General features: G+C 70.7%; 12 protein-coding genes and 1 pseudogene. 7 read left to right on the top strand and 6 right to left on the bottom strand.

Annotated elements, in window-relative coordinates; translation table 11 throughout:
• The first annotated feature begins 146 nt into the window (after positions 1 to 146).
• The 4 genes from QI554_RS15830 (at position 147) to QI554_RS15815 (ending at position 5142) form a co-directional block, all read left to right on the top strand.
• Positions 147 to 1307, top strand: a complete 1161-nt coding sequence (locus tag QI554_RS15830) for a methyltransferase domain-containing protein (protein WP_281470525.1) — start codon at positions 147 to 149, stop codon at positions 1305 to 1307.
• Between the two features lie 257 nt (positions 1308 to 1564).
• Entirely contained in the window at positions 1565 to 2698 is a 1134-nt protein-coding gene (locus QI554_RS15825) for a hypothetical protein (protein WP_281470523.1), read from the top strand.
• A gap of 43 nt (positions 2699 to 2741) precedes the next feature.
• Positions 2742 to 2882: a hypothetical protein gene (locus QI554_RS15820; protein ID WP_281470522.1), complete on the top strand. Its 141-nt coding sequence runs from the start codon at positions 2742 to 2744 to the stop codon at positions 2880 to 2882.
• Positions 2883 to 3915: 1033 nt separating this feature from the next.
• Positions 3916 to 5142 (top strand): WD40 repeat domain-containing protein, encoded by a 1227-nt coding sequence (locus QI554_RS15815; RefSeq protein ID WP_281470520.1) that lies wholly within the window; start codon positions 3916 to 3918, stop codon positions 5140 to 5142.
• Between the two features lie 124 nt (positions 5143 to 5266).
• Here QI554_RS15815 and QI554_RS15810 read toward each other — a convergent pair whose 3' ends face one another.
• The 4 genes and pseudogenes from QI554_RS15810 to QI554_RS15800 form a co-directional block, all read right to left on the bottom strand.
• Entirely contained in the window at positions 5267 to 7234 is a 1968-nt protein-coding gene (locus QI554_RS15810; RefSeq protein ID WP_281470518.1) for a WD40 repeat domain-containing serine/threonine protein kinase, read from the bottom strand.
• Positions 7235 to 7561: 327 nt separating this feature from the next.
• Positions 7562 to 7801, bottom strand: coding sequence for a hypothetical protein (locus QI554_RS15805; RefSeq protein WP_281470516.1), 240 nt, complete (start codon positions 7799 to 7801; stop codon positions 7562 to 7564).
• Positions 7802 to 7935: 134 nt separating this feature from the next.
• A pseudogene (locus tag QI554_RS43380) lies at positions 7936 to 8082 on the bottom strand (PHP domain-containing protein); the annotation flags it as partial.
• A gap of 179 nt (positions 8083 to 8261) precedes the next feature.
• A complete protein-coding gene (locus QI554_RS15800; protein WP_281470514.1) occupies positions 8262 to 8483 on the bottom strand; it encodes a hypothetical protein in 222 nt (73 codons plus the stop codon).
• Positions 8484 to 8642: 159 nt separating this feature from the next.
• On the opposite strand from QI554_RS15800, the gene QI554_RS15795 reads away from it, so the two are divergent.
• On the top strand, positions 8643 to 9236 hold the full coding sequence (locus tag QI554_RS15795) for a hypothetical protein (RefSeq protein WP_281470512.1): 594 nt from the start codon (positions 8643 to 8645) through the stop codon (positions 9234 to 9236).
• A 212-nt stretch (positions 9237 to 9448) separates the two neighbouring features.
• On the opposite strand, the gene QI554_RS15790 is transcribed toward QI554_RS15795, so the two are convergent.
• The gene (locus QI554_RS15790) at positions 9449 to 10801 is read right to left on the bottom strand and encodes an ankyrin repeat domain-containing protein (RefSeq protein WP_281470510.1); all 1353 of its coding nucleotides are present in this window, start codon (positions 10799 to 10801) and stop codon (positions 9449 to 9451) included.
• Between the two features lie 749 nt (positions 10802 to 11550).
• On the bottom strand, positions 11551 to 12117 hold the full coding sequence (locus QI554_RS15785) for a hypothetical protein (protein ID WP_281470508.1): 567 nt from the start codon (positions 12115 to 12117) through the stop codon (positions 11551 to 11553).
• Between the two features lie 352 nt (positions 12118 to 12469).
• Between QI554_RS15785 and QI554_RS15780 the strand changes: the two genes are divergently transcribed.
• Both QI554_RS15780 and QI554_RS15775 read left to right on the top strand, forming a co-directional pair.
• Entirely contained in the window at positions 12470 to 13069 is a 600-nt protein-coding gene (locus tag QI554_RS15780) for a hypothetical protein (protein WP_281470506.1), read from the top strand.
• A gap of 87 nt (positions 13070 to 13156) precedes the next feature.
• Positions 13157 to 13681 (top strand): hypothetical protein, encoded by a 525-nt coding sequence (locus QI554_RS15775; protein WP_281470504.1) that lies wholly within the window; start codon positions 13157 to 13159, stop codon positions 13679 to 13681.
• Positions 13682 to 13841: the final 160 nt, after the last annotated feature.

Below are 13841 nucleotides of genomic sequence, written 5' to 3'. Positions count from 1 at the left end.
AGGAAATAGGGGAACGCTGTGGGAGACCACCGCAAGCCGAGCGAGCCCGCGCCGACTCCGCCGCCGACACCGCCGGCGCCGCAGCGCGACGACGGCCGCAACGACGACGTGAGCAGGCCCGGAGACGGGACCCACCGGCGCCCCAAATGACCAGCGAGGCAACCACGGCCACTGCGTCCGCGCGCTGGCGTCAGCGCGCCGCGGCGCTCGCCGACGCGGTCCGGCCGGACGGCGAAGCCCCGTCCTGCCGGGGCGCGTTCGCGTGCGTGCCGCGGCACCGGTTCCTCCCCGAGCAGGTGTGGAGGCCGCGCGCCGGCGGCGGCTACACCCCGGTGGACCGGGCCCGTGACCCTGAGGCGTGGTGGGCCCTGGCGTACGCGGACGAGCCGGTGGTCACGCGGCTCGCCGACGACGGCACCGGACGGCAGATCTCCGCGTCGTCGGCCTCGATGCCCTCCCTGGTCGCCGTGATGCTCGACCTCCTGGACGTCCGACCCGGGCACCGGGTGCTGGAGATCGGCACCGGGACCGGCTACAACGCGGCGCTGCTGTGCGCACTGCTCGGCGACGACCACGCGGTCACCAGCATCGAGATCGACGCCGACACCGCAGCGGCCGCGGACACCGCGCTCCAGGCCGCGGGCTTCGCCCCCCACCTGGTGGTCGGCGACGGCACCGCGAACCTGCCAGGCGACGAACTGTACGACCGGATCGAGGCGACCGTCGCGATCCGCCGCGTGCCGTACGCCTGGATCGAACGCACCCGGCCCGGCGGACGCATCGTCACCCCCTGGGCCGGCGGCGGCACCGGCGCGGGCTACTTGCTCGCCCTGGACGTCGACGAGCACGGCCGCGCGCGCGGACACTTCGGCACCCGCGCCGACTTCATGCTCGCCACCGAGGCCGCCCCCGATCCGGACGCCGCCCGGAAGGCGGCACCGGCACCCGGCCCGCCTCGGCGCACCGCGCTCGACCCGGGGTCCGTCGCCGATCCCGACCTGCTCGCCGTCCTGGGCATCGTGCTGCCGGACCTCGTGCTCGCCGTCGACGAGGACGACGCCGGGCGGTCGCGGGCGCACGTCTGGGGGCCGGGAGGCGCGTACGCGTGCGCGACGAACGTGTCGGCCGACGGGCCCGAGGTGCGTGCCTGGGGCGTGGGCGACTTGTGGTCCCGGGTCGAGGACTCCGCCGCGTGGTGGCAGACCGCGGGCCGTCCCGAGACCACCGAGTTCGGCATCACGGTGGGCCCGACGGGCCAGCACATCTGGTGCGACCGCCCGGGCTCCCCGCCCTGGGCAAACGTCTGACCAAACGCCGGGCGCAAACGTTCGCACCGTCCCTGCCCCGACGGCGCGCCAGATGCCCGCGCATGACGCGGCCCCTCAACATGGCTGCGTAGGTGTGTTTGAAGAGCGTTTGTTGGTGGTCCTGGACAGCGTGCCGGCCACTTCAGCGTCTCGAATGTTGGTGAGGGCGAAGAGCGTCGGAGCTCCCGGCCACTACTTCGTGGTCTTTGGGGGCCAGGGCGCCGAGCTCGCCGTCGTTCCGTTACTACGCTGCCGGAATGCTCCGATCGCCGTCCCCTCTGCTTACGCTCGATGACGCCAGGGTTCTTCAGCGTCTGCTCGGCGCAGATGTCGGGCCGGGACTCAGCGAGCGGGAACTCGACGACGTCGAGGCACGGTTCGGTTTTCGGTTCGCGGCGGACCACCGGATCTTCCTCGCGGCCGGGCTCCCGCTCGGTTCCCCGAGTTGGCCGGACTGGCGGCACGGCGGCCCGGAGAACCTGCGGGCACGGTTGTCGTGGCCGGTCGACGGCGTGCTCTTCGACGTCCGCATGAACGGCTTCTGGCACCCGGCGTGGGGTCCGAGGCCGACGGAGACGAAGGACGCGCTCCACGTCGCACGGACCGCACTGGCCGGTGTCCCGCGGCTGGCCCCGATCTACAGCCACCGCTACCTCCCCGCCGCGGCCGGCACCTGGGGCCACCCGGTGCTCTCTGTCCACCAGACCGACATCATCTACTACGGCAACGACCTCGCCGACTACATCCGCAACGAGTTCACCGGCCGGCCCAGCACGCTGCCCAGAGCCCGCGCCACCGTCGCGTTCTGGTCGTACATCGTCGATGGCTGCACGGAGCGCGCACTCACCACGCCGCACGACCCCTATGCGACCACGGCACGAGAGGCGGTCGAATACCTGCGGATGCTGGCGCTGGAGCGTCTGATCGGCCGCCAAGTGGACGACGACCAACTCATCCAGGCAGGGCTAGTGGCCTCGGTCCTCGACGTCGAGGCACCCTCGCTGCCGCTGCTCGCCGCCTTGCCGCAACGCGAGTACCGGCAGGCGTCCGCGCTCTTCGATCAGGTCCTGTCCGAGCTGGATCTCGTGTCTGGCCTGCCTGCCGACGACACCCGCATCTCGTGGGAAATCGCCCGTTGGGAGCTCGTGCGCTGGTGGTTGCGGCTGATCGTCATCGGCAGCATGGCCCCTGTCGCAGGTGCTGCGGTGATTGCGTATGACGGGTGGGCCGCGCTGGCCGAACCCCCGGCACTGCGGCCCCTGGCCGACCTGATCCGGAACCGCGCCGACCAGCAGACCGGGCAGCAAAGCACACCCGCGGAACTTGCCTCAGCAATCGTCGCGGAAGCCGAGCGACTGCTCGCCAGCGCTTGGCCGCCACACCCTGGTTGACCCCCCGGAACACAACCGGCACTGGCTGCGAGAGCGGTTCTCCATGCTGACCTTCGACAACTACCAGGGCACTGGAGACGAGGACGACATCACCTACACCCTCGCGTTTCTGCCCAGCCTCAAAGACTTCTACCGGACGGCCGCCGCCAACGGCCGAGCGGCGATCTTCACCGTCGACCAGTAGGCCGGGCCGGACCGGACCGGAAGCCGGAGCCAAACGAGACCGGAACCAGAAGCTCCTCCACCGCCTCCCGGGGCCAGCTCCGGCCGGAAAACTGGGACCAGTTCAAACCATCAACGCCAATGGCGTCATGTTCGCGCCCAACGTCGGTAGTCCCCAGACCAAATGCGGCTTCACATATGTGCGCTGAGGCATCCGAGGGTCCCCTTCGCCGCTGGTCCCATCGGCCCGGAACAAGCGGCGCAGGACCCCCGCGCGTCATGGGCCGAACGCGGTCTGGACCGGAGGCAGCGTCAACCGCGACCGACACCGTGCGACCATGTCGGCCGCCCAGATCCTTGCGGCCGCGGGGTCATCGGTGAGTTCGCGGATGCTCCGCACCCGCGCCTTGGCCTGGCTGACCCAGGGGGCGTCGAGATCGAGGGCCGGCACCCGCCTCGGGCGCGTTGAACGCCAGGTGGCCGCTGCTGTCCTGCCACAACCACATCGCAGCGACGTTCAGCCGGCTGCCCTGACTCCACGTCGGCGACCCGAACTCCACCACGCACAACCACCAGTCGTGGTCGTCGATCCACACCCGTGACGCACCCCGACGCTGCAACCCGAGCGGACGAAGTTCCTCGCGCGCCGCAGACGCGATCAGACGAGACGCAGCCGACACCGATGCCATCCCGGCATCATCCTGGTCAGCTCGATCTGCCGGTCATCGGGGTCAGGCAGTCGGATCGGCCAGCCAGACTGTTCGAAGACCAGCTCCAACCTTGCCGTTTAACCTCTACTCGCCCTCGTACAGTCGCCTGCGCCACCAGGGGTACAGATATCCGCTCCAGTCGTGCGGCGCGAACCGCGCCAGGCCGCTTACGCGGCATCGGCCTTTCGGCAGATCGTCAACATGGCGACGATGCTAACGACCGGCCTGCGGGCCGCATGCTCCAGTGGGCGCACCGAGGCGCGCCGGGAACGGGCGCGCAGCCTTGGGGCTGGAGTCACCGTCCCCGCCGCACCCCTGTCGGTGCGCGTGGCTACCGTCCCCCTCGTGGACACGGACGAGATCACCCTGGTGCACCAAGGCTTCCCGAAGGCCAAATACGTCCGCCTGCGGGTGGACGGCGGATGGCTGCGCAGGGAGAGCCGCGGCAGCGCGTCCGGTACGCCCCGACAGAGCGCCAAAGACTACGGGTCGCCGACGGAAGCCGCATACGCGCTGGACAAGGAAACGCGGAAGCGCATGAACGACGGGTTCGTGATGCTGCGCGACCCGGCCGATGCGGCCGTCGGCGAACCGGTCTTGGTCGCCGCCGCGCCGAATCGTTGCTCGTCGGCGGCGCTCGACGTGCATCCCCAGGGGCACACGCTCGTGGTCGGCACGACGCTAAAGGAGGCCTACGGCGCCGAGATCCACCTGATCGACGTCGCAACCGGCGTGCGGCGTCTGGTGCACACGGAGCCGGCGGGCGAACGGCAGACGTTTCTCCACGCCGTGCGTTTCCACGCCGACGGGCAGGGCGTGGTCTACGCCCTCAACGGGGAGACCCGGTACCTGGACCTGGCCGACGGGAGGTCGCGCACCCTCGCCTCCTACGAGCAGTGGCAGACCGCGGACTTCAATCCGTTCTGCCTGCAGCCGTCCTGGGACCGCGCCCGGCGGCGCCTGCTGGTCTTCGATGCCGGGAACCGGGTCCGCGTGCTCGACGACGCCGGTGAGCCGCTGCTGGACCTCGACGTGGCGCAGCGTCCCGAGTGCCGGGCCGGCGCCCTGTCCCCGTCGGGGCGGCTGCTGGCACTCGCGTTCGGGATGGAGCCGGCGCACGTGGAGGTGTGGGACGTCGACACCGGCCGGCAGGTGCAGCGCCACCGGTTTCCGTTCCCGTTCCCGGAGAACCGCGGTTCGGCGGGATGCGGCGGTGTGGACGTGCTCGATTTCGACCCGACGGAGCGGTATGTGATCGCCAACGGGGGTTTCGCCGAAGGCCCGTTCTCGATGGCGCTGGACACGGGCGCGCTGGCGTGGGCGGTCCCGGATCCGCACCGGACCGACCGGTGGGGCACGTGCTACGCCTGGGCGTTCTCCCCCGACGGCACCCGCCTCGCGGTCGGCGAACGCGGCACGGTCGTGCTGCGCGACCCCGCCACCGGCGCCGAAGCCCCCGTTCCGCAACTGCACACGGGAACAGGCCGCGCCTACCGGGTCACGTACACGGACGCCGGGGATCTGCTGGTGTGCGGGGGCGACAGCGGCCGCATCGTCGTGCTCCGGGCCTGACCCACAGGCAGGGCAGGCCCGGCACTGCGACCACTTCCGCACCGACGTCTCCCACCTCCCCGATTTGGAGGCATACCTCGCCGATCTCCTGAAGTTGCCCGCACAGGGGCCGTTGGGTCCGGCGTCATTTGATGGTCCAGAGTTTGACGGCGTCGTAACCTGCACTGGCGAGCGTCTTGCCGTCAGGGCTGAAGGCGACTGCATTGACAGGGCCCGTGTGGCCGGTGAGAACCGCGACGTTCTTGTGATTGACCGGATCCCACAAGCGGACAGTTCCGTCGTCGCTCGCGCTGGCAAGAGTGTCACCCATCGGGCTGAAGGCCAGAGACCGAACCGCACCGGTGTGCCCGGTACACGTGGCGTCGAGCGGGCTCGTGACGCCGGGTCCCCACATCTTGACGGTGTGGTCGCTGCTACCGCTTACCAGGAGGCTGGGAGCTACAGGGCTGAAGGCGAGGCACGTGACCGGATCGGTGTGGCTGGCAAACGTCTCTGGCGGACTACCGGGTCTGGCCAGTTCCCACACGCGCACGGTGTTGTCGGCGTAGCCGGCGGCCACTATCGAACCGCTGGCGTTCCATGCCACCGCATTCGCGGCCGGCGGGCGCGCGCTGGCGGCGAACGCGGAGGGCAGGGCGTCGAGGCGGCTGCGTGTGCTGATGGTCCAGCGGGTGATGGTTCCGTCTTCACCGGCTAAGGCGAGCCCTGTGCTGTCGGGGTGGAACGCCACCGCTTTCGCAGAACCGGTGTCGGCCAAGGTGGTGATGTAGGTTCGGGCGACCGGGTCCCACAGCCCGACATCACCCGCGTTGACGCAGACCAGGATCTTGCCGTCCGGGCTGAACCGAACCGGACCGGCAATGGCCAGGTGGCCGGTGAGCGGGAAGAGGACTCGGTGTGTGCTGGGATCCCACAGCGTGATGGTGTAGCCGCCGGAGACGGCCAGCATCGAGCCGTCCGGGCTGAAGGCCACGCCCCGTACGACGCCGTTGTTGACAGCGATATCGACTGGTGGGGCGATCGTGCCACCGCTGTTCGCCGGGGATGGAGTGCCCCCGGCATTGCCGCGGCGGGGGTCCTGCGACGACGAAGTGGCCAGCTCCATCACCACCGGGACAGCTGCCGCGGCCAAGGCGCTGACGCCAGCGGCCAGGACGGCGCGGCGACTCGGACGCCATCCCATGAGGCGCCCAGAGTTTGACGCCGAGTCCGGGACGGCGGCGTTCACGGTTGCAGCGGTGGCGAGCGCCGTCGGATGCGGGGGTGGCGCCGGGTTTCCCCACCGCGGGGTCTGTGTGCCGGTGAGGAGGTGGAGCAGCTTGTCGGTGGTGGGACGCTGCTGGGGGTGCTTGCTGAGGCAGGCGGCCAGGGCGGATCGCAACCCGGCCGGTACTTCGCGCAGGTCGGGTTCGTCGTGCACGACGCGGTAGAGGAGGACGTGGGCGGAGCCTTCGCCGAACGGGCCGTGGCCGGCTGCGGCGTAGGTGAGGACCGCGCCGAGGGAGAACACGTCACTGGCCTCGGTAACGGTGCCACCGGTGACCTGCTCGGGCGCCATGAAGCCGGGGGTGCCGATGACGGTGCCTTTGGCGGTGAGGGCGGTACCTTCCACGGCTTTGGCGATACCGAAATCGATGATGCGGGGGCCGTCGTCGGTGATCAGGATGTTGGACGGCTTCAGGTCGCGGTGGACCAGGCCCACTTTATGGATGGACGCAAGTGCCTCGGCCAGCCCCGCCCCGAGTTCGCCGACATGCTGTTCGTCGAGCGGGCCGGCACGGTTAATGACGGTGGTCAGGTCGGGGGCATCGAAATAGGCGGTGGCCACCCACGGACGCACCGCCTCCGGGTCGGCATCGACCACCGGCGCGGTCCAGAAGCCGCCGACCCGCCGTGCCGCCTCAACTTCCTGCGCGAAGCGCCGCCGAAACTCAGCGGCTGCGGCGAAGTCGGGCCGCACCACCTTGATCGCTACCCGGCGTCCTCCGGGCGAGCGACCGAGGAACACCTCACCCATCCCGCCCGCACCCAGCACAGCCTCCAGTTGGTATGCGCCTATCGCATGCGGGTCGCCTGGCCTGAGCTGCTCCATCGGCGCCTCTCTTTTGACGCTTCGTGGCCGTCTGGCAGCGTAGCGAGGCACCCTGCCGCATCGGTGCAATGAACAGCCTTGATTTTGGCGGCCGTTCCGATCAGTACGTGCGATGGGACTGCGCAAATGATGAGATGAAGGACCGGCTCGGGTTGATCCCTGTGCTTGCCCAGCCCCGACTGAACCTTGCGCAGGCGGTCCGGCGCGCAGTTGCCGCGGCGCAGGGACACCATGAAATGGCCAATATCGATCAGACTCGGGCTTCCGGAGTGGCGGTCGTCGTAGGCGCTGTACGACCGGCCGCGACGCGCCGTGAGACGGATCGGGTCAGCGCAACCGGCGATGTGCGGTTCTTGCTGTGATGTCGCGGTATATGTACGTGGCGATGGTGAGGACCGCCGTGAGGTAGAAAAGCCCCAGGCCGACGTAGGTGGCTTGGAAGTCGCCATTCGGTTCCCAGTCCAGTTCTACGAGGCAGGCTGCTGCGAGCGCGGCTCCCGCGTAGCCTGTCAGCCTCTGCCACGCGCCGGAGTCCGGCGCAGCCATCGCTGCCATCAGCAGGGTCACTGCCAGTCCGGCTAAGGCACCAAGGCTGACGAGCCCGCGTCTGCGCGAGCAGCGCTGCGGCCCGCTCCGGCCCGCATCCCGCGGCCTCCGCGACCTGGCGCGCGGCGGCCGCCATCTCCTCGGGGCCCTTCAGCCAGCGTTCCCCACAGTCGAGCCCGGTCGGTCAGCGCCAGCACGTCGATGCCGCGCTTCGCCGCCTGGGCGGCGAGGGCCTTGGGGTGGGAGGCGCCGTACCGCGCCGAATAGCCCGACGCCACATGCAGGTGCGCGAACCCGGCCACCGCGCACCTCCCGCCTCGCACCCCCAGTGTCCGAAATCCACCTTCCTATTCGAACGACAGTCCGAATCATGGGTTTGCGCCAGCCGGGGCCAGCCGTGGTGCGACGTTCGGTGATGCGCACCACCGGGCGGCCGCAGACGCGGCCACAGAGGACGCGAAGGCCTTGCGGACCACGGCACTCAGCGGGCCCGCACCCCGGTGATCTCCATGTCCGGGCAGGCGGCGGCGTGTTCGGCCAGCGCCGCCCGCTCGGTCTCGTCGACCGCGAGTCCCCACCGCAGCTTCATCGCGATCCAGTTCGCGGTGTACTCGCACCGGGACGGCAGATACGGCGGCATCCACTCCGCGGGGTCCTTGTCCGCCTTGCTCCGGTTCGACGCCGCCGACACGGCGATCAGCAACCGCGGGTCGTCGAGGTCGTTGGCGTACCGCTCCCGGGTCTTGGTGTCCCAGCCGGAGGCCCCAGCTGGCGGGGAGCGCTATTCGAGATGTGCGCTATTCAAGTCGACTCGAGCCGCCGGGCGAGAGATCCTCGACGCGGACCGAACCGAGGAGACGAGTTGATCACCGCCTACCAGCAGAAACTGCGCGAGCGATACCTCGCCGCCCCCGTCGCGCAGGCCCCGGAACCCTGGCAGCCTGTGCTGGACGGCGGAACCCCCGTGGGCGGTCTGCTCGGCATGGGCTTCGCCGTCCACCCCGACAGCGGCCGCGACCTCGTCATGGTCGTATCCCACGACGGCCACGGACTCTTCGACGCGGTTACCGGCGAGAAGATCGCCCGCGACCGAGATCCCGACCCTGAGACCAGCACCCCCGACGCGGCACCGGACCTCACCTGCCCCGGACTCGGCCCGATCGAGGGCACCCAGGTCCGCGTCGCCGGGCTCTTCGGCGGTGGCCTGCACAGCACCACGCCGGACGGCTGGACCCTGGACGTCGTCAGCCCCGAGTGGCCCCACGACCGCGTGATCCTCTCCACCGACGGCGGAGCGCACAAGGGCCCGGCGGGCGACACATGGTGGCACGTCTTCAACTCGGAGGCCTCGGAGCTCCGCGCCGCCGGCTTCTCCCCGTCCGGCCTCGTCCTGGCGGTCGCCACCAGCAGCGACCTCAGTCTCTGGACCCGTCCCGGTCCCGCCCCCGACCGCTGAACCGACAGCGGAGAACCCGGCGGGTACCGCCTACTCAGCTGGCGGGGAGCGTCATTCTCGACGTGCGGTATTCCCCGCGGGGAAGCTCGGGGGTGAGGGTGAGCGTGCTCCTCCAGGCATCGGAGACTCGGGGGCCGACCGAACTAACCGCCGGGCGCTGTTGCGACATGGCCACCCGCCCCGGGTGCCGGTGGGGTCGACGGGGGGTGGGGTCAGAAGTAGGTGCCGCTGTCGGGGTCGTAGGCGTGTCGGCCGCTGAGCAGTTCGTCGCGGTAGTCGCTGAGGAACCGCTCGAACGACGACGCGCGGGGGTTGAGCGGGCCTGCGTGCTCCTCCCAGGCGAAGACCTGACCGCGGGTGCCGTGTTCTGGGGGTGCGAGGTCGATGCACCACAGGTTGCCGCCGCCGTCGGCGGCGAACGGGACCCAGCCCGGGTGCCACCACGCGAACCGCACGCGCGCACGCTCGGGGTCCAGTTCCCGCGGGGGCCAGGTGTCGAAGGTCCCCGTCTCCCGGAGTTGTTCGAGGGACCGCCGCCGCTCCATCATGCCCGCGACGGACAGCCCTTCGTACTCGAAGACGCCCAGGCCCGCGTGGCCGCCGAACAGCCGCAGGTACGCGCGGAAGTCGGCGGTCAGGAACTCGCCGACCGCATCCTCGAGTTTCGTGACCGCATCGGGGCCGGCCGGGCCCAGGGATGCGGTCAGCTGGGCGTGGGCGGGCGCGGCGTGCCCGGCGAGCCAGTCGGTGATGTCCGAGACCAGGGTCTGCAGCCGTGCGGTGAGTGCGCCGAGGTCATCCGCTTCGACTGTCGGGTTCGCCGTCATGCCGGCCGTCGTGCGGGGCGCGCCGGCGATTCGGCCGCGGTCGTGCGGGGCCCGGCCAAGGGGTGCGGCGTGGGTGGCGCACCAGGTGGTGATGTCGGCGAGTGCCGCCGCCAGGTGCTCCATGTGAGGCTCGGCCGGCTGCGGGGCGCCGTGGTCGCGCAGCAGGCGGGCGATGGTGGCGTGCCCGCGTTCCTCCGCGACGCCGAGGGCGTTCACCGTACCGTCGTGGATCGACGGGGCCGTGCTCGCGCCTGCGGCCAGCAGGGCCCGCACCACCTCTGTGTGCCCGAAGTAGGCGGCCAGCACCAGCGGCGTCCAGCCGTCCGGGCGCGGGAGATCGGGGTCGGCGCCCGCGCTCAGGAGCAGGGGCACGATCGCGGCGGGCTCGTCGGATTCCACGGCGTGGGTGAGCGAGGTTCCCGTGTCGAAGTCGCCGGTCTCCCTGAGGTTGACGTTGGCGCCCCGGGAGATCAGGAACTCCACCAGGGAGGGGTTTCCGTTCATCGCGGCGATCATCAGCGGTGTCGTGCCCCGTTCGGTGGTGACCATGTCGACCGGCGTTCCGGAGTCCAGGAAGGGCCGCACCAGCTCGACGTCGTCCGAGTCGAGCGCCACGGCGAGGATCGGCCTGCCCCATTCGTCGGTGCGGTCGGAGCTCAGGCCGCTGTCCAGAAGACGCGTGAGCTCAGCTGTGTCGCGCGCGGCGAGGGCGTCCCACAGAGCCTGGCCATCGCGCATCGGTCGACACCGCCTTTCGGGTACGGCGGGCCCCGTCGGCGGTGGACTCGCCCGCGTGGGCGCGGAGTTGCCTGGCGGTGCCAGGATCAGCGCTGGGCCGCAGAGCGTACCGAAGCCGGCGGACGCAAGCGCTGCCCCCGCGTTTCGCGGATGCCAGGCGGCAGCGAAGCCCGTACTCCACGACGCGGCTGATCATTCGCGCGATCAGACAGTGAGGGCTGAGCTACTTTCGCGCCCGCCAACGGCGATAACTGCCAGGGCGGGCAGCGCACGGAAGCGCACGGCCACTTCCAAAAGCGCCGTTGGCCTGGTGGCCGTGCTTCCGGCTCCCGCACCGAAATCCGCGGTGGCGCACGGCGGTTCAGACGAATCGGTGACCTGCATCCGAGACGCGTGACGTCGGCGTGCGGGGCGTGGCTACAGGTGGTTGTTACCGACGGCGGCCTGACGGTTGCGGGTGCGTGCTTGGAGGTAGGCGGTCCAGTCAGTGGCCGCACGGCGGCGCCACTGCACGGCGGTGGCGACGTGGAGGCCGCACCGCCCTGAGCACATAAGTGGTCGGCATCCTCGGACACCCGGCCGACGTACGGCTCAACGCACCGTCAGAACGGAGACATGACACTGGCACGGCTCAGGCGCTTTCGGCCAGGTCAATCCGCAAGCGCGAGCCGAGGTCCAGGCGAACCTCGCCGTAGGGCGCACGCGCCCCCAGAACAGCGGGGTCAGGGCACGACCTCGAGGCGCTACGGCTACGGAACGGTGGCCTGGCCGTGGACGTGGTACTCCTCTGAGGGCATCGAGTCCCACTCGGTGTTCGCGCCGTCCCGCGTCACCATGAACAACGGACGCGAGCGCAGGACCTGCGAGACGAGTTGCGCGCGCATCACGACGCCGGGGTCGTCCAGTCCTGTCCAGCCCTCGGGCGTATAGCGCAAGCCCACGTCCATGGCCTCGGCGTACGCGATGGCGTCGCGCTCCAGCTCCGACATGTCCCTCCCAACCATCGGGAGTCCGTCATACACGACCTGGGGGCCGTGCACGGCGTCGGCGGCGATACAGAACAACCCCGCCACCTGGCTTACATAGGCCGTGACCGCAGGCGGCGAAGGATCCACCCCGCGGCGGTGGATTTCGACCTTCCAGGTCGGCGAGAACACCGCATGGTCTCGCGCGCAGTCGCTGACGTCCGTCCGGCCGAATCCCTCACCCGCCTCGACCACTTCGCCGACGGTCATACCGAATCGGAGCGGTCCGACACCGACAGCCGGCGCGTAGGACCAGTCCTCCCGTCCGGCGGCCCGGGTCCTGAACGCCATAGTCACTCCCCTGGAGACACCTGAGACTTGCCGCCGCTCATCATGCCCATCGCCGACCAGCAGACTGCCGGGTGCTGCCGGGCTCGCGCAGGTCACCCACAGCGAGCTTCTCTACCCGGCCGCGAATGCGAGACACCTGAATGTGCGAGCTCACCCGTCGGGGACCCCACCCCCAAGGGCCGCCAGTCGGCACCCAACCGAGCACTACACCCCTACCTATAGGAAAACTACCGGCAGGGGTGTAGCTCCGGGGTGCCGGGTGGTCGAGACCCAGCACCCCGGGCCCCGCGCCAGGCAGGGCCCACATCTCGGGAGGGTACTGGCAACCAATCCGTCCGACACCGCCGCCACCGTGACCGTCCAGCCGTGCATCGGCGACGCCCCGCTGTACCGCTGGTACCAGGGGCAGACCGAACAGCAGCGCGCGTACGTCGAACTCTCGCTGCGTGACGGGGTCCTGCTCGCCACCTACGACGCAGTGATCGGAGGCGGCCGCCCGCAGAGCGTGGCGATGGGCATCGACCGCCGCCACCGCATCCCGGTGCTGACCGCTGAGGCGGCCACCGCACTGCTGTACGAACTGGCGCCGCTCGCCCAGCGCGTCCTGGACGACTGCGCGATCGACTGGAACGGCGAACACTTCGCGGCCGTGCTCGGGCCGGACGCCGTCGCCGCCGAGGAGATCGCGGCGGTGTGCGCGCGCCGGGCCGCCGACGGCGACGACGCCGAAGGCCTCACGGACATCTGGGACATCGGCTCGATCGGCACCCTGCGGGACGCCGACGACGCCGGCATCACCGCCGCAACCACCGACGCGGAACTCGTGTCGATCGCCACGACGCTGCTCGCCGAGTTCCGCGAGGGCATGGGCCAGCCGCACGCCGTCATCCACCGGCTCGACGCCCACCTGCGCGAGCTCCGCGACGACCTGGCCGCCGACCAGGACGACTGACCACCGGCACCAGCTTCCCCGGCCGGTCCGGGCACACCCCGGATCGGCCTTCGCCACCCACCCGGCCCCCCTTCGGAGGACACGACCATGACGACGGACTGGCGCACCCGGCTGGAGGACGCGCTGCGCGAGTGCACGGCGCAGAGCCAACTGCTCGGCATCCAGCAGACCGAGAGCGCCGACCGGCGCGCCGCCGCCATCGCCGCGGCGGCCGCCAGCAGGTCGCCGACCACATGCGCGTCACGGTCGGCGCGGTCGACCAGGCCATCGAGCGCGCGGCAGCGGCCCACCTTCGAACCGCTCGCCGGAGACCTCGCCGACCGGCTCTTCGCCCTCGAACTGGCCGAACTCCCCGCCCAGGACCCGGCCGTGTGGCAGGGCCTGGCCGCGCTGCTGTCCGGGGTGTACTTCGACGCGGGCTGGATCGCCGAACCCGGCAGGCTGATCGCCGCCGAGGCCGCGGACGCCGCCGGACACGGCGAACTGGATCCGGCGGCCGCCACCGCCATCGCCCGCGCGGCCGCGTCGTGGACCCGCGTCCAGGCACTCGCCGTCATCGACGCCTTCCGCGCCCGCAACCTCGAGGCCCTGCCCACCACCGCGAAGGCGTGAAGCTGTGGCCACCCGCATGCTGGCGCCGAACAGCCGCACCCCGGCTGGCGAACGCGCCCTGATCACCGGGTACTGGCTGCTGTCTGGGTACGGGCTGCGCGCCTCACGAGCCTTGGGGGCTGCTGGCCTTCATGTCCGAAGTCGCTTGCACGTGTTCGTG

Source organism: Yinghuangia seranimata, assembly GCF_029953285.1.
Classification (GTDB): Bacteria; Actinomycetota; Actinomycetes; order Streptomycetales; family Streptomycetaceae; genus Yinghuangia; species Yinghuangia seranimata.
This window is presented reverse-complemented; position numbering and strand designations above follow the sequence as displayed.